The 16,930-nt window shown below is 70.8% G+C and carries 21 protein-coding genes and 1 riboswitch; of the genes, 11 read left to right on the plus strand and 10 right to left on the minus strand.

What is annotated here, in order from left to right; genetic code table 11:
• The first annotated feature begins 29 nt into the window (after positions 1 to 29).
• Positions 30 to 668 carry a class II aldolase/adducin family protein gene (locus tag DMB42_RS22740; RefSeq protein WP_125637015.1) on the plus strand — a complete coding sequence of 213 codons (639 nt, stop codon included), beginning with the start codon at positions 30 to 32 and terminating at the stop codon, positions 666 to 668.
• On the opposite strand, the gene DMB42_RS22745 is transcribed toward DMB42_RS22740, so the two are convergent.
• The gene (locus tag DMB42_RS22745; RefSeq protein WP_125637016.1) at positions 665 to 2,233 is read right to left on the minus strand and encodes a DUF885 domain-containing protein; all 1,569 of its coding nucleotides are present in this window, start codon (positions 2,231 to 2,233) and stop codon (positions 665 to 667) included. The two genes, DMB42_RS22740 and DMB42_RS22745, sit on opposite strands and share 4 nt — an antisense overlap.
• 23 nt (positions 2,234 to 2,256) lie before the next feature.
• Between DMB42_RS22745 and DMB42_RS22750 the strand changes: the two genes are divergently transcribed.
• A complete protein-coding gene (locus DMB42_RS22750) occupies positions 2,257 to 3,474 on the plus strand; it encodes a DUF4032 domain-containing protein (protein WP_185844813.1) in 1,218 nt (405 codons plus the stop codon).
• Here the strand turns inward: DMB42_RS22750 and DMB42_RS22755 are convergent.
• Positions 3,468 to 4,070, minus strand: a complete 603-nt coding sequence (locus DMB42_RS22755; RefSeq protein ID WP_125637017.1) for an NAD(P)-dependent oxidoreductase — start codon at positions 4,068 to 4,070, stop codon at positions 3,468 to 3,470. The genes DMB42_RS22750 and DMB42_RS22755 overlap by 7 nt on opposite strands.
• Positions 4,071 to 4,124: 54 nt before the next feature.
• Between DMB42_RS22755 and DMB42_RS22760 the strand changes: the two genes are divergently transcribed.
• The 5 genes from DMB42_RS22760 to DMB42_RS22780 all read left to right on the plus strand — a co-directional run bounded on the left by DMB42_RS22760 (position 4,125) and on the right by DMB42_RS22780 (position 6,645).
• Positions 4,125 to 4,475 carry a helix-turn-helix domain-containing protein gene (locus DMB42_RS22760; protein ID WP_125637018.1) on the plus strand — a complete coding sequence of 117 codons (351 nt, stop codon included), beginning with the start codon at positions 4,125 to 4,127 and terminating at the stop codon, positions 4,473 to 4,475.
• A gap of 137 nt (positions 4,476 to 4,612) precedes the next feature.
• Entirely contained in the window at positions 4,613 to 4,987 is a 375-nt protein-coding gene (locus DMB42_RS22765; RefSeq protein ID WP_125637019.1) for a roadblock/LC7 domain-containing protein, read from the plus strand.
• Positions 4,988 to 4,990: 3 nt separating this feature from the next.
• Positions 4,991 to 5,845 carry a DUF4388 domain-containing protein gene (locus DMB42_RS22770; protein WP_125637020.1) on the plus strand — a complete coding sequence of 285 codons (855 nt, stop codon included), beginning with the start codon at positions 4,991 to 4,993 and terminating at the stop codon, positions 5,843 to 5,845.
• A gap of 29 nt (positions 5,846 to 5,874) precedes the next feature.
• Positions 5,875 to 6,246: a roadblock/LC7 domain-containing protein gene (locus tag DMB42_RS22775; protein WP_125637021.1), complete on the plus strand. Its 372-nt coding sequence runs from the start codon at positions 5,875 to 5,877 to the stop codon at positions 6,244 to 6,246.
• A gap of 27 nt (positions 6,247 to 6,273) precedes the next feature.
• A complete protein-coding gene (locus tag DMB42_RS22780; RefSeq protein WP_125637022.1) occupies positions 6,274 to 6,645 on the plus strand; it encodes a hypothetical protein in 372 nt (123 codons plus the stop codon).
• Between the two features lie 8 nt (positions 6,646 to 6,653).
• On the opposite strand, the gene DMB42_RS22785 is transcribed toward DMB42_RS22780, so the two are convergent.
• From DMB42_RS22785 to DMB42_RS22800, 4 genes are all read right to left on the minus strand, one after another.
• On the minus strand, positions 6,654 to 7,523 hold the full coding sequence (locus tag DMB42_RS22785) for an alpha/beta fold hydrolase (RefSeq protein ID WP_260477870.1): 870 nt from the start codon (positions 7,521 to 7,523) through the stop codon (positions 6,654 to 6,656).
• Positions 7,524 to 7,577: 54 nt separating this feature from the next.
• Positions 7,578 to 8,294 (minus strand): hypothetical protein, encoded by a 717-nt coding sequence (locus DMB42_RS56385; protein WP_396983196.1) that lies wholly within the window; start codon positions 8,292 to 8,294, stop codon positions 7,578 to 7,580.
• 177 nt (positions 8,295 to 8,471) lie between these two features.
• A riboswitch (cyclic di-AMP (ydaO/yuaA leader) is annotated at positions 8,472 to 8,606 on the minus strand.
• Positions 8,607 to 8,771: 165 nt separating this feature from the next.
• Positions 8,772 to 8,972, minus strand: a complete 201-nt coding sequence (locus tag DMB42_RS22795) for a DUF5302 domain-containing protein (protein WP_125637023.1) — start codon at positions 8,970 to 8,972, stop codon at positions 8,772 to 8,774.
• A 47-nt stretch (positions 8,973 to 9,019) separates the two neighbouring features.
• Complete coding sequence (locus DMB42_RS22800) at positions 9,020 to 10,474, minus strand: MDR family MFS transporter (protein ID WP_260477871.1); 1,455 nt, start codon at positions 10,472 to 10,474, stop codon at positions 9,020 to 9,022.
• Between the two features lie 55 nt (positions 10,475 to 10,529).
• On the opposite strand from DMB42_RS22800, the gene DMB42_RS22805 reads away from it, so the two are divergent.
• The 4 genes from DMB42_RS22805 (at position 10,530) to DMB42_RS22820 (ending at position 13,210) form a co-directional block, all read left to right on the plus strand.
• The gene (locus DMB42_RS22805; RefSeq protein WP_125637024.1) at positions 10,530 to 11,027 is read left to right on the plus strand and encodes a PadR family transcriptional regulator; all 498 of its coding nucleotides are present in this window, start codon (positions 10,530 to 10,532) and stop codon (positions 11,025 to 11,027) included.
• An 84-nt stretch (positions 11,028 to 11,111) separates the two neighbouring features.
• A complete protein-coding gene (locus tag DMB42_RS22810) occupies positions 11,112 to 12,089 on the plus strand; it encodes a rod shape-determining protein (RefSeq protein ID WP_125637025.1) in 978 nt (325 codons plus the stop codon).
• Positions 12,086 to 12,655 (plus strand): YetF domain-containing protein, encoded by a 570-nt coding sequence (locus DMB42_RS22815; protein WP_125637026.1) that lies wholly within the window; start codon positions 12,086 to 12,088, stop codon positions 12,653 to 12,655. Before DMB42_RS22810 ends, DMB42_RS22815 begins: the two co-directional genes overlap by 4 nt.
• A gap of 90 nt (positions 12,656 to 12,745) precedes the next feature.
• Positions 12,746 to 13,210 carry a hypothetical protein gene (locus DMB42_RS22820; RefSeq protein ID WP_125637027.1) on the plus strand — a complete coding sequence of 155 codons (465 nt, stop codon included), beginning with the start codon at positions 12,746 to 12,748 and terminating at the stop codon, positions 13,208 to 13,210.
• Between the two features lie 25 nt (positions 13,211 to 13,235).
• Here the strand turns inward: DMB42_RS22820 and DMB42_RS22825 are convergent, their stop codons facing one another.
• From DMB42_RS22825 to DMB42_RS22840, 4 genes are read right to left on the minus strand one after another with little or no spacing between them, the layout of a single operon-like run.
• The gene (locus DMB42_RS22825; RefSeq protein ID WP_125637028.1) at positions 13,236 to 14,450 is read right to left on the minus strand and encodes an ABC transporter permease; all 1,215 of its coding nucleotides are present in this window, start codon (positions 14,448 to 14,450) and stop codon (positions 13,236 to 13,238) included.
• Complete coding sequence (locus DMB42_RS22830) at positions 14,450 to 15,241, minus strand: ABC transporter ATP-binding protein (protein ID WP_396983202.1); 792 nt, start codon at positions 15,239 to 15,241, stop codon at positions 14,450 to 14,452. The genes DMB42_RS22825 and DMB42_RS22830 overlap by 1 nt, the downstream gene beginning before the upstream one ends.
• Positions 15,238 to 16,371, minus strand: coding sequence for an efflux RND transporter periplasmic adaptor subunit (locus DMB42_RS22835; protein ID WP_125637029.1), 1,134 nt, complete (start codon positions 16,369 to 16,371; stop codon positions 15,238 to 15,240). Before DMB42_RS22835 ends, DMB42_RS22830 begins: the two co-directional genes overlap by 4 nt.
• Positions 16,371 to 16,886, minus strand: coding sequence for a hypothetical protein (locus DMB42_RS22840; RefSeq protein WP_125637030.1), 516 nt, complete (start codon positions 16,884 to 16,886; stop codon positions 16,371 to 16,373). The genes DMB42_RS22835 and DMB42_RS22840 overlap by 1 nt, the downstream gene beginning before the upstream one ends.
• Between the last annotated feature and the right edge of the window lie 44 nt (positions 16,887 to 16,930).

A 16,930-nucleotide genomic window follows, 5' to 3' on the forward strand; every position in this document is an offset into this window, starting at 1 on the left:
TTTCGGACGACCGACTACTCTGCGGTCGCATGAGCCTCCGCGAGCAGTTGTGCGAGTACGGCAGGCGCGCCGTCGAGCTGGGCCTGGTCATCGGCACCTCGGGCAACCTGAGCGTGCGCCGGGGCGACCAGGTGGCGGTCACCCCGTCCGGGGTGGCGCTCGACCGGCTGACGCCCGAGATGTGCCCGATCGTGGACACGGAGGGCCACCTGATCGAGGGCGAGCTGCAACCGTCGTCGGAGACGCCGATGCACCTGGCCGTCTACCAGGCGACGGGCACGCAGGCGATCGTGCACACGCATTCGGTGTTCGGCACGGTCGTGGCCACCACGATGACCGAGCTGCCGCCGGTCCACTACAACGCGCTGCTGCTCGGCGGCGTCGTCAAGGTGGCCGAGTACGCCACGTACGGCACGCCGGAGCTGGCCACCAACGTGCGGGCGGCCCTGGAGGGCAAGCAGGCCGCCCTGATGGCCAACCACGGCGGGGTGACCATCGGGGCGACGATGGAGCAGGCGTTCGAGGCCACCCGGCTGCTGGAGTGGCTGTGCGAGGTCTACGTGCGCGGGCTCGCGGTGGGCAAGCCGGCGGTCCTGACCGACGAGCAGCTCGCCGCCGTCGTGGACCGCGCGGCCAACCCGCCGACGTTCCCGCGCCGGGACGGCTAGGCCAGCGCGGCCTGTTCGGCCAGGCCCAGCGGCAGCCCGCCGGAGCCGGCGATCCGGTCGTGGAACTCGCGCGCCGAGCCGGTGAACGACTCACGGATGCGGTCGATCTCGATGGCCCCCGTGAGGTACGACGGCGCCTGGGTCGGCCAGGCGCAGTAGCGGTTCACCTCGCCCTGGGCGGTGCCGGGCGACAGTGACGCCTTGGTGGCCATGAACGTCTCGGCCTCCTCGATCGACATGTCCTCGCAGTGCAGCGCGGTGTCCACGACGATCCTGGCGGCGCGGAAGATGCGGCAGTCCAGGTGGGCCAGCTCGGTGGCGGGGGTGTCGAAGTAGCCCTGCTCGTGCAGCACCTTCTCGACGTAGAGCGCCCAGCCCTCGGTGAAGTACGGCGTCCTGAAGACCTTGCGGACCGTACGCGGGTTGCCCGCCATGTACGACAGGTGCCAGTGGTGCCCCGGGTACGCCTCGTGCACGGCGATCGAGGGCATCTGGGCACGCGAGTTGGTCCGCAGCCGCTGGCGTACCTGCTCAGGCGTGAAGTGGTCGGGCGTGTAGGGGACGAAGAAGATGCCCGTCCGCGAGCTGCTGAGCGGCGGCGGCGACAGGTAGTGGGCGACGGACAACACCGGGCGGGTGTACTCGGCCGACGGCAGGACCTCGCACTCCTCCCCCTCGGCGAAGGTGACCAGGCCGCGGTCGCGGACGAACTCGCGGGCCCGGCGGGTCTCGGCCTCGTACTCGGCCCGCATGGCCTCCAGGGTCGGCGGATGGTCGTCCATCAGGGACTCCATCGCGGCCCGCCAGTCCTCGGTGCCGTTGACGCCGAGGGCGACCCGGCGCATGCGGGCGTCCAGGTCGGCCCAGGCCGCCTTGCCCTTCTCGTGCAGTTCGGCGGCGCCGTACCCGAGCATCTCGCGCTCGCGCAGCAGCGTGGAGTAGAGCTTCTCCCCCATCCGCCAGGTGCCGCCGCACTGGAAGCCTTCGAGGAAGACGACCAGCGCGTCGAACGCCTCGGCGGCGGGCTCGGCGGCCGCGGCCAGCCGGGCGCGCAGGGTCTCGTCGGCGACCATGGACGGCAGCGTCCTGGTCAGGAAGTTGCGGCCGGTACGCGCCTGGCCGATCCCGCGCGTGACCAGCAGCGGCGCGGCGAGGTCGGGGTCCAGGTTGGCCTGGCAGGCGGCCAGCACGCCGGGCACCTCGGCCAGGCGCGAGACGGCGGCGGCGACCAGGTCGGCCTCCGGCTTGAGCCGCTGCTGGAAGGGGTTGAAGAGCGAGCTGAAGACGGCCGTGACGTACGGGCCGGGGCTGCGCCGCCACTCGGGCCAGGATTCGAGCGCGACCGAGCCCCGCAGCTGGGACAGGACCAGGTCTCTGTCGATGGCGTCGTCGAGGGAGGCTACCGGCAGCTGCGAGAGGCGTTCGATCCAGCGGGCCTCTTCGCGGGCGCGGGACTCCCAGGCGGCGGCGGTGAAGTCGCCGAGGGTGTGGTCGTACCCCTCGGCTCCCAGTTGGCTGGCGACGACCGGACGGTCTGAAAAGTACCAATTGAGAAACTCGTCCACCTGCGCACCTTATCCTGACGGTCATGCCCCTGCAGATCACCGGCGCGCTCGGAGACCCTGACCTCATCCGCCTTCCTTGGGACGTCCCGCTGGCGGACTGGCCCCGGCATCACCTGGTCGATCTGCCGCGCGGCATCTCCCGGCACGTGGTGCGGTTCGCCCGGCTGTCCGGCAAGGTCTACGCGATCAAGGAGATCAGCGAACGGTACGCCAAGCGGGAGTACCAGCTCCTGTGGGACCTGGCCCGCCTGGACGCCCCGGCCGTCGAGCCCGTGGCGTACGTCACCGGCCGCGACGAGGGCCTGGACGCCGCGCTGATCACCCGGCACCTGCAGTTCTCGCTCCCCTACCGCGCCGTGATGTCCGGCACCCTGCGGCCCGACACGCTCACCCGCCTGCTCGACGCCCTGGCCGTGCTGCTGGTACGCCTGCACCTGAACGGCTTCTACTGGGGCGACTGCTCGCTGTCCAACACGCTCTTCCGCAGGGACGCGGGCGCCTTCGCCGCCTACCTGGTGGACGCCGAGACCGGCGAGATGCACCCGATGATCAGCGAGGGCCAGCGGCTGACCGACATCGACGTGGCCCACACCAACATCTTCGGCGAGATGCTCGACCTGGAGGCCGGCGGGCTGCTGCACCCGTCGATCGACCCCATGGAGACCGCCGAGGACATCGTCACCCGCTACCACCGCCTGTGGGCCGAGATCACCGACAGCGAGATCATCGACGAGGTCGACTGGCACCGCGTGGAGCACCGCATCCGCCGCCTGAACCTGCTCGGCTTCGACGTCGCCGAGATGATGGTGCGGCGCAAGGTCGGCACCGGCCGGCTGATCGTCCGGCCGAAGGTGGTGGACGCCGGGCACCACCAGCGGCGGCTGCTCCGGCTGACCGGCCTCGACGTCGAGGAGAACCAGGCCAGGCGGCTGCTCAACGACCTGGACGGCTACCGGGTGGCCCAGGGGCTGCGGCACGAGGACGAGTCCATCGTGGCCCACCGCTGGCTGGCCGAGGTGTTCCACCCGACGGTCGACGGCATCCCCGCGGAGCTGCGCGGCAAGCTGGAGCCCGCGCAGCTCTTCCACGAGATACTCGACCACCGCTGGTACCTGTCGGAGTCGGCGGGCGCCGACGTCGGGCTGGCCACGGCCGTGAAGTCGTACGTGGACAACGTGCTGGTGCACAAGCCCGACGAGAAGGCGCTGCTGCCCGACGAACCGGACGAGGACGTTCAGTAGGCGACCGTGATGCGGGTGCGTGGGTGGGCGTTCTCCTCCAGTTCGTCGGTGACCGCGACCGCGTAGTCCTCGGCCGAGATGAAGCTGCGGCCGTCGGCGTCGCTCAGCAGGTCGTCGCGGCCGATCCGGTAGACGCCGGTGCGCTCGCCCGGCTCGATCACGGCGGCCGGTGAGATGTACGTCCAGTCCAGGTCGGTCACCTCCCGGTAGAGCCCGAGCGCGGCCCGCGCGGACCTGGCCTCCTTCTTGTAGATGTCCGGGAAGCCGGGCGTGTCGACCAGGTCGACGCCGGGGGCCACCTGGAGGCTGCCCGCGCCGCCCACGATCACCACCCGGCTCACCCCGGCGGCCCGCAGGCCGTCGATGAGGGCGCGGTTGGCGGCGAGGAACGGCGGCTCGGGCTCGGTGCCGTCGCGCGGCGGGGCGATGGCCGAGACGACGGCGTCGTACCCCTTGGCGATCGTGGCGGCGTCGTGGACGTCGCCCTTGACGGGACCGCGGCGGCTGACGCCGGTGACGTCGTGGCCGCGTTCGGTGAGTTCGCTGACGATGCGCTGACCGATCATCCCGGTCGCGCCGAACACGAGGATCTTCATGAGAAGCACAGTATCCAACAGATACTGGTTACTTCATCGTGCTATAAGTACCTTATGGATACTGGCGATGCTTTTGACCCGAACTGCCCAACCAGGCTGGTCCTGGACCGGATCGGTGACAAGTGGTCGGTGCTGGTGCTGCTCAGCCTCATCGACGGGCCGATGCGCTTCACCGCGCTGCGCGGGCGTATCAACGGGGTGACGCCGAAGGTCCTGACTCAGACGTTGCGCGCCATGGAGCTGGACGGGCTGCTCACCCGCGAGGTCTTCGCCGAGGTGCCGCCGCGGGTGGAGTACACGCTGACCGACCTCGGGCGTTCGCTGCACGCGCCGATCTCGGTGGTCGCGCGGTGGGCCGAGGAGAACGTGCACGAGATCCTCCGCCATCGCGAGAAAATTTCGTGAATTGATCTTATTTCCGCACTAGTGATGGTTTTCTTCGCCCTGGCCGTATAAAAACGTATCTCTCGTTTAATGGCGTGACTTCTGGCTACTCGCGGCCCCCTACGCTTTCCCCGTCTCACGACGGAGGGAGAACGGCGGTGCTGGGAGTGGACACCTGCCTGGCGGAGGTCATGTCAATACCGGGCGCGCTCGACGCCATGCTGGTCGACGGCACCAGCGGTATGGCGGTCGCCTTCAGCAGCGCGTCCGGCGTGGACGCCGACAGGTCCGCCGCGGCGCTGACCGAGGCGCTGCGCGCCACCACCGACGGGCTGACCCGGACGTGTCCCGGCGAGATCGTGCGCATCGACGACATGCTCGTCACCACCGACCGGGGGCACCACCTGCTCCGGCTGCTGGAGACGGCCTTCGAGGGGCCGCTGGTCATCTACGTACGTCTCGACCTGGAACGGTCGAACCTCGCCCTGGCCCGCTACCGCCTGCGGGCCATCGCCGGCCTGCTGACGACCTGAGCCATGACCGCCCTCGACTCGCTCCTCGCCGGACTCGCCCGCGAACGCGCGACAGGGGCACTGCGGCTGGGCAGGAACGGCACGGTCTTCCTGTCGGACGGGCGCGTGACGTACATGGAGTGCGCGCAGACCCCCGGCGTCGAGCGGCTGTTCGCGGCCAGGGGGCGGGTGTCGGAGTCGGCGCTGCGCGCGCTCCAGGCGGACGGCGGCCGCGCCCGGCTGCTCCAGGAGGGCCCGGTCACCCTGGCCGAGCTCCAGTACGCCGTCCTCGGGGTGGTCCTGGACGCCGCGTTCTTCCTGCTGCCGGTGACCGGCGTACGGCCGAAGTTCCGGCCCGGGGAGGAGCACTGGCTGGGCGGGCAGTGGTTCTTCGACGTACCGGAGCTGGTGCGCGAGTGCGCCCGCCGCCGCGACCAGCTCACCGGCATCTGGCCCTCCTCCGACGTGGACACCCAGCCGGTACGGCCGATCCCCCGCCTCCCCGGGCACGGGGTCGCGCTCAGCCAGGTGCAGTGGGAGGTCGTCGTACGGGCCGACCAGAAGGCGACGCCTCTGGAACTGGCCCGGCACCTGGGCCGGTCGGGCTACTCGGTGCTGCTGGCCGTCAGGAAGCTGGCCGCCGCCGGCCTCCTCGCCCCGCCGGACCCGGCACGGCCCGCCGCGACGCCCCCGCGCCGCCCGGACGACAACCCAGGCACAACAGACCCCCTGCCCCGACGGGTCCCGAGCCCGGTGCCGGTGCCCGCGCGCACCGGGGAGGGCGGCTCCCACCAGGCCGCCGGGCCGCGGCCGACGGCGGACCCGACCGATCTGACGCTGCTGCGGCGGCTGAAGAAGGCGCTGGAGGAGATGCCGTGAGGTTCCCCTCACGCAGGAGGAGGCCACCCGTGGAGCTACGGCAAGAGGTCCTGGCGGAGATGGAGCTCCTGCGCGGCCGTACGCCGGACGTCACCGGCAGCGTCGCCTGCACCGTGGACGGCCTCCAGATCGCCTGCGACCTCGAAGGAGAGACCGGCGAACGGGCGGCGGCGCTGTCGGCGGCCCTGCTCGCGATGAGCAGCCGGATGCTGACCATGACGGGCCGCGGGACGTTCGAGGAGACCCTCGTCTCCGGCACCGCCGGTTTCGTGGCCTTCTACGCCGCGGGCCCCACCATCGTCCTCACGGTCCTGGCGGGACCCGGCGCCAACGTCGGGCTCCTCCGGCTGGAGGGCAGGAAGACGGCGGCCTCCGTGGCCGCCGTGGCACGCAAGCACTGACCATCCCGACCGAAGCGGAGGAAAAGCATGGCAGGCATGGACGTCTCCCTCAAGGAGATGATGGGCATCGACGGCACGATCGGCGCGGCGATCGTCGACCACGGCAGCGGCATGGCGCTCGGCACGCTCGGCGGCTCGAAGGAGCTGGATCTCCAGGTCGCGGCCGCGGGGAACACCGAGGTCATGAAGGCCAAGCTGCGCACGATGGACTCGCTGGGCCTCAAGGACGGCATCGAGGACATCCTGATCACGCTCACCGCCCAGTACCACATCATCCGCCCGATCACCGGCCGCAGCGGCAAGGGCCTCTTCCTCTACCTCGCCCTCGACCGCAACCGCGCCAACCTGGCCCTGGCGCGGCACATGCTCAAGGTCATCGAGGAGAAGCTGGAGCTCTGAACACCGCCTCACGGCTCCGTGACGGCCGCCGTCACGGAGCCGGTGTGCGCGCCGACCTCGGCGACGATGGCGGGCCAGAGCGGGCGCGGCAGGTCGTGTCCCATGCCCGGGTACGTGACCAGGCGGGCGCCCGGGATGGCGGCGGCCGTGGCCCGGCCACCGGCGACCGGCACGAGCTGGTCGTCCTCGCCGTGGATGACCAGCGCGGGCACCTTCAGCTCGCCCAGCGGCGACGTACGGTCGCCCGAGGCCAGGATGGCGGCGAGCTGGCGGGCCGAGCCGGCCGGGTCGTGGCAGCGGTCGAAGGCGAGCCCGGCCAGCCTGCTGACACGTTCGCGGTCCAGCTCGTAGCCGGGGGAGCCGATCACGGCCCAGGTCCGCAGCGCGTCGGCGACGACCGCCTCGCGGTCCGCGGCGGCCTTGGCGAGCAGCACCGCTGCGGCCGCCTCGGTCGGCGGAGCCGCCTGGGGGCTGGGCGTGGACATGATCGAGGTCAGGCTCAGCACGCGGCCGGGATGCCGGATGGCCAGCGCCTGGGCGATCATCCCGCCCATCGAGGCGCCGACGACGTGCGCGGCGGGCCATCCCAGGACGTCCATGAGGGCGGCGCTGTCGTCGGCCAGGTCGTCCAGCAAATACGGCGAAGGCGCCCCCCATTGGGGAACGCCCTCGTCGTGGAGATGGGTGGACAGGCCCGCGTCGCGGTTGTCGAACCTGACGACGTGGTGCCCCTGCTCGGCCAGGAGTTCACAGAAGTCGTCGTCCCAGTGGATGAGCTGGGCGCCGAGTCCCATGATGAGCAGCAGGGGCCGTCCCGCAGAGGAGCCGAAGCTCTCGTAGGCGATCTCGATGCCGTTCGCGGCTGCGCGCTGGATCACAGCGACCAGAATGTCATTCTGGTCGTTCGGCGTAAAGAGCCGTATGTCCAGGGATCAGTCGTTCAGGAGCTTGCGCAGGCGCTCGTTGTTGAGTACCACGCCGCCACCGGCCACCACCAGCACGCCGGCCATGACGGTGCCGCCCATCGCGACGGACTTGCCGATCCCCTCCTGGCCACCGGCGGAACCGGCGGCGTCGTCGGCGGACTGGGCGGCCTCGACCTTGGGCGGCTCGGCGGGGTTCGAGTCGTACCTGCTCCACGCGCCGGTCGAGAAGGCCACGGGGTAGTTCTTCTTGCCCTTGCCGTCGCCCCACTTGGTGATGACGTAGTCGATCTTGATGTGGCCGCGGCCGCCGTTGCCGTCCACGCCCAGGGTGTCGGAGTTGAAGCTGCCGCCGGTCAGTTCGGCGAAGGTCTTGGCGTCGAGGTCGAGCATGACCCCGCGATTGGAGGGCACGCCGGGGCCGCGGTCGCCGACGAAGAACGGCATCTTCTTGCCGTTGAACGTCACGTAACCCTCGGTCATCAGGGGCCAGCTCGGGCTGGCGGCCAGGCCCTTCTGCATGGGCTTGCCACTGGCGGGAAGTCCGGTGTCGCCGGCGCGGCCGGAGGAGTCGTCCCAGAAGTAGGAGGCCGTGGTGGACCCCTTGAGCAGGACCTTCTGGTCGTCGCCGGTGTCGGCGTGGGCGCAGGTGGCGCCGATGGTCAGCGCGCCCAGGGCGGACGCGGACAACAGGGCGATGGAACGCAGGCCAAATCGAGCAGACATGAAGCAGTGAGTCCTTCGCGAGGGGACAGGGGGAACGCGCGCGACTACGGTCCGTAACCGGGCAGAGCGCCGAAAGGGCGGTTACGCGGCGCGTGGGGGAAAGTCGGGGAAGAGGCCGCTCAGCAGGCGGCCGTCACTACACTGCCTGGGGGAACGACGAGGTGGTACATGCGGGTGAAGTCCTCTCCATCTCGCCTACCGGGTTAGCTGACGGGTTCGGGCGTGGAGATGCCCTACCGGCACATGGCCGGATTCACCCCAATGAGATGGGTCCCCGGTTCCCGACAAGTCGGGATTCGGCGCCAGCTGTCGCCCCTCTCCTGGTAGGGACTACGCCACCAGCTGGTAATTGGTTAAGACCGTACCCAGAGAAACGGACAAATACAAACGAATCGTCATGAATCGGGTAAAGATCTACCTGTCGCGGCAAAGAGAAAGGGGGCACGGCATGCCGTACCCCCAGAGAAATTGGGCCTTTCAGCCGCCGCTCTTGCGCCTGAAGGATCTTTTACTCGCGGCCGGACCGTGCGCCCCGTGGATCTTCGACGGGTCCACGCCCTTGCCACCCGCGGCCGAGTCGGCGTGCTGGTTGCGCTTGCGTTCCAGCGCCTCGCGGAACTTGCGCTTCATCTCGTCCTCGGGAGTCTCGTCGACTTCCGGCTCCGGTGTTTCCGCCATGAGGACCTCCTGGTGTTGGGGACATCCACAGCTTCGCATGACGTCGCTTACGACGCGAAACCGGCCTCCACTCTGTTTTCCGCCGCCGGCGCCTCCTCCACCAGCGCGCGCGGCATCATGACCAGCGCGACCAGGGCGACCACCGCGCCTGCCACCCCCAGCGACGGGATCACCACGGCCGCCGCCGAGGCGTGGGCGGCCGCGAGCCCGTGGACGGGCGCGTCCGTGCCGATGACCGAGGTGTACGCGGTGCCGCCCAGCGCCAGCGCCACCGAGCCGCCGATCTGCCGGAAGAAGGTCAGGTTGGCCGAGGCCGTGCCGATGTACCGCGGCTCGACGGCCTGCTGCACGGCCACGGTCAGCCCCGACAACATCGGGCCCATGCCGAGCCCGATGAGCACCATCCACCCGGCCAGCACCAGTCCGTCGGTACGCAGGGTCAGGTTCAGGCAGAGCAGGCTGCCGGCCACGAGCAGGAACGGCGCCACGACCAGCCACGGCTTGTACGTGCGCGTCCTGGACATCAGCGTGCCCATGAGCGCGCTGCCCGCCACCATGGCCAGCGTCATCGGGTAGATCCGCAGCCCCGACTCGGTGGCGCTGACACCCAGCGCCTGCTGGAAGTAACGCGGCAGGAACACCACACCGGCGTACATGCAGAAGGCCGTGAAGAACGAGGTCGCGTTGACCAGCGTGTACGTGCGGTCCCGGAACAGGTGCAGCGGCATGATCGGGCTCGCCACCCGCCGCTCCACCAGCACGAACACGACCAGCAGCACCAGCGCCAGCAGGATCGGCCCGGCCACGGGCAACGAGGTCCAGGAGTTGCCGTCCAGGCCCTTCTCGGTCAGGCCGAGCAGCAGCGCGCTGACGGCCACGCTGAACACCGCGATGCCCGCGTAGTCCGGCCGGCCCTCGCCGCCCGTACCGGGACGGAACGGCAGCCGCAGCACCACGATCGCGATCAGCACGATCCCGAGCGGCACGTTCACGTAGAAGGCCCACCGCCAGCTCGCGTGGTCGGTGAACAGCCCGCCCAGAAACGGCCCGGCCAGGTACGTCAACGCCATCACGCCGCCGAGCGCGCCCTGCACCCGGGCGCCGTTGCGTCCGGGCGGGAACATCTCCATCACCAGCGCCAGCGAGAGCGGCAGCAGCGCGCCGGCACCCAGCCCCTGCACCGCGCGGAAGGCGATGAGCTGGGTCATGTCCTGGGCGAGGCCGCACAGCGCCGACCCGGCCACGAACACCGACATCCCGAGGAGCAGCAGCGGCTTCCTGCCGTGCTGGTCGGAGAGCCTGCCGTACAGCGGCACGGTCACGGTGGAGGTGAGCAGATAGGCGGTGACCACCCACGTGTACAGCTCCGTGCCGCCCAGTTCGCCGGTGATGCGGGGCAGCGCGGTGCCCACGATCGTCTGGTCGAGCATCGCCAGGAACATCCCGCCGAGCACCGCCAGCAACACCAGGCCGTTGCCCTTGGTCTTCATGTCATTAGTCACAGGTGAAGATTGATATGTAAGAGCTGACATGTCAAGTCTTCGATATGCTGAGTGCATGTCCCTGCGGATCGCGCTCCTCGGCCTGCTCACCGCCAAAGGCCCGGCCAGCGGCTACGACCTGGCCAAGAGGTTCGAGCACTCGCTCAACCACGTCTGGCAGGCCGGGCACACACAGATCTATCCCGAGCTGGTCAAGATGGCCGCCGACGGCCTGGTGACGGTCGAGGCCGAGGGCGCGCGGGGCCGCAAGATCTACGCCATCACCCCCGACGGCAGCCGGCTGCTCACCGAGTGGCTGGTCGACCACGACCCGTCGGCGACCATCCGCAGCGAGACCGCCCTCCAGGCGTTCCTGCTGCCGCTGCTCGACACCGAGCAGGCCATCGCCGTGGTCGAGCGCATCAAGGGCCACTTCGAGGCCCGTCTCGCGGTGCTCGACTGCCAGCCCGAGGGCCAGTTCGGCAATTACGCGCTGTCCCTCGGACTGCGCCAGATGCGCTCCGGCCGGGAGTGGGCCGAGGAGACCCTGGCCGCCCTGCGGCGCGAAGGGTAAAACGGAACTCTTCGCTTCCTGGTGTTGCGTTGGAGAAGCGCCGGAAATAGACCCAGGCATGATGGTCAACCTCCCTGTAGGGCGATGAGGCTCCTGGGTCGTGACCTGGCGATGGATCTCGGCGCGGCCAGCACGCGGATCTATGCCAAGGGCAAGGGCATCGTGCTCGACGAGCCCTCGGCCGTCACGCGCGACAGGGAGACGGGCAAGGTCATCGGCTACGGCGCCGAGGCCGCGGACGGCGCGGACGGCGAGACGTACTGGCCGATCAGCGACGGCCTGCCCCAGGACGGCGAGCTCACCCGGCGCATGATCAGGCACTTCCTGCACAAGGTGCACCGGCATCCCTTCCCCAGGCCGCGCCTGGTCATGGCCGTGCCCGACGACTTCACGCCGATCGAGCGGGTGGCGCTGCGCGACGCCGGGTTCGAGGCGGAGGCCCGCGGCATCCTGCTGGTCAGGCACGCGGTCGCGGCGGCGCTCGGCGCGGGCCTGCCGCTGGACGACAGCGCCGGCCACATGGTCATCGACATCGGCCGCGACGCCGCCAGGATCGCCGTGCTCTCCTGCGGGTCCGTGGTCACCGTCGGCACGGTACGCGGCGGCGGGGGCGCGGTGACCCGGGCCGTCGCCCGCCTGGCCGAGGACGAGCACGGCCTGCTGGTCGGCGAGCGGGAGGCCGAGGCGGCCAAGCTGTGCTCGGTACGGGAGCCGGCGGGCAACGTCCTGCTCCACGGCAGGGACGCCGACACCGGCGAGGAGCGCGCGGTCGCGCTGCCCGCCGAACGCGTCCGCGAGGCCGCCGCCCAGCCGGTCGAGCACATCGTGCGGGCCGCCGAGTACACCGTGGAACGCTGCCCCGCCGAACTGGCCGCCGACCTGGGCGAGGGAGGACTGGTGCTGGTCGGCGGCGGCGCGCTGCTGCCCGGCCTGCGCCGGCGGCTGCGCGCGGGCCTGTCCATGCCGGTACGCCGCGCGGAGCGGCCCACCGACTCCGTGGCCCTCGGCCTCGGCCGCTGCGTGGAGGACCTGGGGCTGATCGCCAGGCTCAGACACCGGTGAGCGACCTGTTCGCCCTGGGGGTCTCGTTCGCCGACAAGGCCGTCAGGACGATCGTGGTCTACCTGACGATCGCCGCGCTGATCCGCATCATGGGCAAACGCGGCATCGCCCAGCTCAACAACTTCGACTTCGTCGTCATGCTGCTGATGAGCAACGTCGTGCAGAACGCGATCATCGGCCCGGACAACTCGCTGATCGGCGGCGTGGTGGGCGTGGTGATGCTGGTGGCGGTCAACTCGGTCGTGGTACGGCTGGCGGCGGCCGTGCCCTCGATCGGCCGGATGGTCGAGGGCGACCCCGTGGTCCTGGCCCGCGACGGGCACTTCATCCCCTCCGCGCTGCGCCGGACGGGCGTACGGCAGGCCGACCTCGACGTCATGCTCCAGCTCAGAGGGGCCGACAGCGTGTCCGACACCGACCTCGTACGCCTGGAGCCCGGCGGCGCGCTCCTGGTCCGCCTGCGCCCCGAAGAGGTGGAGGCCGAACGCGGCGACGTGGACGAGCTGCGCGCGCGCCTGGAACGCATCGAACGCAAGCTGGACGAGCTGAATGGCAGGCCCTCATGAGAATGCGCGGCCGGGCGCCCTTCGACATCGATCCTTAATCTTGTGTTTATACGAGCTGCAATCGGAATTGATCTCCGATAAGGTCCGATCGTGCGCCTGGCTGGTCGCTCGGTCGTGATTTCCGCGGTGCTTTTCTGCGTCGGGGTCGCGGCAGCCTGTACCTCCGCCAGGCAGCCCTCCTTCGAGGAGGCGGCCAGGCGGCTCACCGCCGACACCGACACCCTGCTCGCCGCCTCCACGCTGACCGTGTCGCCGGCCCACCGTTCCGACGAGACCGAGGACCGCTCGTGCCTGCCCGGCCAGGTGCGCCGGCTGGTCCAGGCCGAGGGCGAGGCCGCCGGCGCCCCCGACGGGGTGCTGCTCGCCCTCCAGGACATGGGCTACGACCAGATCGTGGACGACCTGGACCTGCGTGACGAGAGCACGGGCGTGTTCATCGTGCGCAACCCCGAGACGAACCTGACGTTCGAGCTCACCGTCCTCGACGGGCCGAACGTCAGGATCGTCGGCAGGACGACCTGCTACACCCCGGCGAACGAGAGCACCGCCCCCTGACCCGCGCTCGGGAGACTCAGAGGGCTCAGGGGGCGGACAGCGCCTCCGTCGGCGACAACCGCGAGGCGCGTACGGCCGGGTAGAGCCCCGCGACCGCGCCGATGACCAGCGTGGCGACCAGGCCGCCGACCGTCGCCCACCCGGGCACCACGGCCGGCCACTCGCGGGAGAAGGCGTAACCGACGGTGACGCCGGCCCCCAGGAGGATCCCGCCCGCGCCGCCCAGCGCGGACAGCAGCAGCGACTCGGCGAGGAACTGGGTGCGGATCTGGCCGCGGGTGGCGCCGAGCGAGCGGCGCAGGCCGATCTCCGCGCGGCGTTCCAGCACCGAGATGACCATCGTGTTGGCCACGCCCACGCCGCCCACGAGCAGGGCGACCGCGCCCACGCCGAGCAGCAGCCCGGCGAACGCCTGACCGGTCGCCTGCTTGGCGGCCAGCGCGTCGGACGGGCGGGAGACGTTCATCTCGTTGGACGCCTCGGGGTTGGCCGTGCCGGCCAGCACCGAGCGCACGGCCTCCAGCCTGGCCTCCTGCGAACGGGTGTAGAGCGTGGTCGGATGCCCGTCGAAGTCCAGCCTGGACTCCGCGACCGGCCAGCCGACCAGGGCCGCGCTGTTCAGCTCCTCGGCCAGGGGCACCGGGTCGAGCACGCCGACCACCGTGAACCGGACGCCGCCGACCACCACCTGCGTGTCGGGGGTGACCGTGCCGATGCCGAGCCGCTGGGCGGCGACCGAGCCGAGCACGACGGCCGGGTAACGCTCGGTGGCCGCGTTCAGCCAGGTGCCGCGGCGGACGGTCGCGCCCACGGTCGGCAGCAGGTCGAGGCGGGCGGCGATGGTGATGAGCCCGTTGGTCTGGGGCTCGGGGATCTCCTCGCTCCGGTAGACCTTGGCCGCGGCCACGCTCCCGGTGGACGAGACCGACTCCACCGGGCCGATGCGCTCGATCATCGCCTCGGCGTCCATGGGCATCTGGGCCGCCTCGCCCATGAGCGTGGTGCCGGAGGAGACGGTGAGCAGGTTCGTGCCCAGCGCGGACAGCGTACGGTCCAGTTCGGCGCTGGAGGAGGACGAGATCCCGACCACGCCGATCATCGCGGCGATGCCGATCGCGATGCCGAGCGCGGACAGGAACGCCCGCAGCGGGCGCGTACGCAGGCCGACCGCGCCCACGCGCATCACGTCGCGCGGCCGCATCCTGGCCGGGGAGAGCCGGGGCCGCTCCAGCGTGGCCATCACGCCACCTCGGATTCGACGGGCTCCCGCACAGACGACCCAGACCCGTGGCCTTCGCCGGTCTTCGGGTGGTTCGCGGCGGAGTCGGAGACGATGCGGCCGTCGCGCATGCCCACCTGGCGGGGCAGGCCGGCGGCGATCTCGCGGTCGTGGGTGATGATCACGATGGTGGTGCCGCTCGCGTTCAGCTCGTGCAGCAGGTCCATCACGCCGTTTCCCGAGACCGAGTCCAGGGCGCCGGTGGGCTCGTCGGCCAGCAGCAGCGGCGGGTCGCCGGCCACCGCCCTGGCGATGGCCACGCGCTGCCGCTCGCCGCCGGACAACTCGTGCGGCTCGTGGTAGGTCCGGTGCCCAAGGCCCACGCGGCGCAGCGCCGCCTCGGCCCGCCGGCGCCGTTCGGACTGCGGCAGGCCGGTGTAGATCAGGCCGTCGGCCACGTTGTCCAGCGCGGTGACCCGGGCGGCCAGGTGGAAGTGCTGGAAGACGAAGCCGATCGTGGTCGCGCGCAGCGCCGAGAGCTGGTTGTCCGACAGCTTGGACACGTCGTACCCGTCGATCTCGATGCGGCCGGCGGAGGGGCGGTCGAGGGTGCCGACGAGGTTGAGCATCGTGGACTTGCCCGAGCCCGACGGGCCGACGATGGCGACGAGCTCACCGTGCCCGATCTCCAGCGACACCGAGTCCAGCGCGGCCACACCGCCGGGATAGGTCCTCGACACCCCGGTCAACGAGATCATCGCGTACGCCGCACGGGGTGCCGCGGTCGTACGGGGGTTCGCGGGGTGGGTCATTTCGGGATTCCCACGGTCATGCCCTCGGTGAGCCCGTCGCCGGAGACCTCGACCCGGCCACCGGCGAACAATCCCGTCTTGACGGCGAGGTATCGCGATCCGCCGTCCTCGACCACTTCCACGCCGTACCCGCCCTCCTGCAGCGCCACGAGCGCCGACACCGGCACGGTCAGCACGCCCTTCCGCCTGTCGGCGGTGAACGTCACCTTCACCGCCGCCTTGTCCAGCTCCTTCGCGGCCTTGGCCGTCCCCAGCGAGACCAGCACCTCCAGGCGGGTCTTCGGGTCGGCGTTCTGGCCCTCGCCCGGCTCGATGATCGTGGCCACCTCGGTGATCCGGCCGGTCACGTTCTTGCCGTCGGGCATGGTGACCGAGACCTTGGTGCCCTTCTTGGCCATCCGCTGGTCCTCGGCCTCCAGCTTGGCCGTGACGACCTTCTTCGTGCCCGTGTACGTGAGGATCTTCTGCCCGGGGGCCGTGGGCTGCCCCTTCTCGGCCTCCATGCTCTCCACCCGTACCTTGCCGGGGGCGAAGACGACCCGGCCCAGCTCCACCTCGCCGGTCTCGTCGAGGCCGCGGTCGTCCTGCCACTCCCTGACCGCCTGGGCGGTGTCGTAGGTGTACTCGTCGTCCGCCGTGAAGCCGTCGTAGCCGAGTTCGCGCAGGTTGCGTTCCAGGTTCTCGACGTCCTTGCCCTTGGTGCCGATCCGCAGGTCGCGGTAGGCGGGGGTGGTGCCGTACAGGAGCATGACCGGTTTGTTGTCCAGGCGGTACAGGGACCGGCCGCGGCTGATCTGGTCGCCGCTGTCCGGGAGCCAGGTGATCGTGCCGGGTTTCCTGGCCACGGCCGTGGTCAACGGGCCGTAGCCGAGCTCGCCGTCGGCGTCCCTGGTGTCGTTCAGCGTCTGCCGGACGACCGGGGTGCTGGCCGGGGGCAGCGCGGCGGCCGACGTGGCCGGGGTGGCGCCGCCGTCCAGCAGGCCGCCGGGATTGATCGCCAGGACCGCCGCCCCCGCGACCGCGACCACCCCGAGGAGGGCGATGATCGTCCGCCCGCCGCCGCGGCGGCGGCCCGGGCGGGGCGGAGGGGCCTCCAGCCCGGCCTGGCCGTCGATGGTGGCCGTCCCCATCAAGAGCCTCCCTGTCCCCCGCCGATGTTCATCCGGCACTTCTCCTGCGCGGACTTGAAGTCGGGGTCCTCGCCGACCTCGCGCGTGATGCGCACCATGCCGCCCTCGGGGTCGGGGAACGCCTCCACGCCGTTGTCGCGCATGCACTGGGCCTGCTTGCGCATGGCCTCGGCCGTCTTGGGATCGTTGCCCTTGCCCGACGTCATCCCGGCGGGCTGGAACTCCTTGCAGGCGTCCATGGCCTTCTGGATCTTCTCCGGGCTGCCCGAGCTCTTGTCGAACTTCATCTGGATCCGGCCGTCCGGACCGGGGTCGGGGACGTCCACGCCCTGTTCGCGCAGGCAGGTGGTGTACTTGATGGCCTGTTCGCCGCGGTCCGCCGTGGCCGGGGCGCTGGCCGCGGGCTTGGCGCCGGTGCCGGACACCGACGCCACGTCCGATCCGCCCTGCCGGCCGCCGCACGCCGTCAGGAACAGCGAGGCCGCGGCCAGCGCCATGAGGGGTCGTCCTCGCATGAATGTTCTCCTTCACCGAAAGCCGATTGGCGTTACGAGGGGAG

The organism is Nonomuraea sp. WAC 01424 (genome assembly GCF_003947315.1).
Classification (GTDB): domain Bacteria; phylum Actinomycetota; class Actinomycetes; order Streptosporangiales; family Streptosporangiaceae; genus Nonomuraea; species Nonomuraea spiralis.

Excerpts from the sequence above, each read along its gene's own strand:
- DMB42_RS22750 (WP_185844813.1), top strand. The coding sequence starts at position 2,257 with ATGCCCCTGCAGATCACCGGCGCGCTCGGAGACCCTGACCTCATCCGC.
- DMB42_RS22810 (WP_125637025.1), top strand. The coding sequence starts at position 11,112 with ATGAGGCTCCTGGGTCGTGACCTGGCGATGGATCTCGGCGCGGCCAGC.
- DMB42_RS22830 (WP_396983202.1), bottom strand. The coding sequence starts at position 15,241 with ATGACCCACCCCGCGAACCCCCGTACGACCGCGGCACCCCGTGCGGCG.
- DMB42_RS22835 (WP_125637029.1), bottom strand. The coding sequence starts at position 16,371 with ATGGGGACGGCCACCATCGACGGCCAGGCCGGGCTGGAGGCCCCTCCG.
- DMB42_RS22740 (WP_125637015.1), top strand. The coding sequence starts at position 30 with ATGAGCCTCCGCGAGCAGTTGTGCGAGTACGGCAGGCGCGCCGTCGAG.
- DMB42_RS56385 (WP_396983196.1), bottom strand. The coding sequence starts at position 8,294 with ATGTCTGCTCGATTTGGCCTGCGTTCCATCGCCCTGTTGTCCGCGTCC.
- DMB42_RS22755 (WP_125637017.1), bottom strand. The coding sequence starts at position 4,070 with ATGAAGATCCTCGTGTTCGGCGCGACCGGGATGATCGGTCAGCGCATC.
- DMB42_RS22780 (WP_125637022.1), top strand. The coding sequence starts at position 6,274 with ATGGCAGGCATGGACGTCTCCCTCAAGGAGATGATGGGCATCGACGGC.
- DMB42_RS22770 (WP_125637020.1), top strand. The coding sequence starts at position 4,991 with ATGACCGCCCTCGACTCGCTCCTCGCCGGACTCGCCCGCGAACGCGCG.
- DMB42_RS22760 (WP_125637018.1), top strand. The coding sequence starts at position 4,125 with ATGGATACTGGCGATGCTTTTGACCCGAACTGCCCAACCAGGCTGGTC.
- DMB42_RS22805 (WP_125637024.1), top strand. The coding sequence starts at position 10,530 with ATGTCCCTGCGGATCGCGCTCCTCGGCCTGCTCACCGCCAAAGGCCCG.
- DMB42_RS22795 (WP_125637023.1), bottom strand. The coding sequence starts at position 8,972 with ATGGCGGAAACACCGGAGCCGGAAGTCGACGAGACTCCCGAGGACGAG.
- DMB42_RS22825 (WP_125637028.1), bottom strand. The coding sequence starts at position 14,450 with ATGGCCACGCTGGAGCGGCCCCGGCTCTCCCCGGCCAGGATGCGGCCG.
- DMB42_RS22840 (WP_125637030.1), bottom strand. The coding sequence starts at position 16,886 with ATGCGAGGACGACCCCTCATGGCGCTGGCCGCGGCCTCGCTGTTCCTG.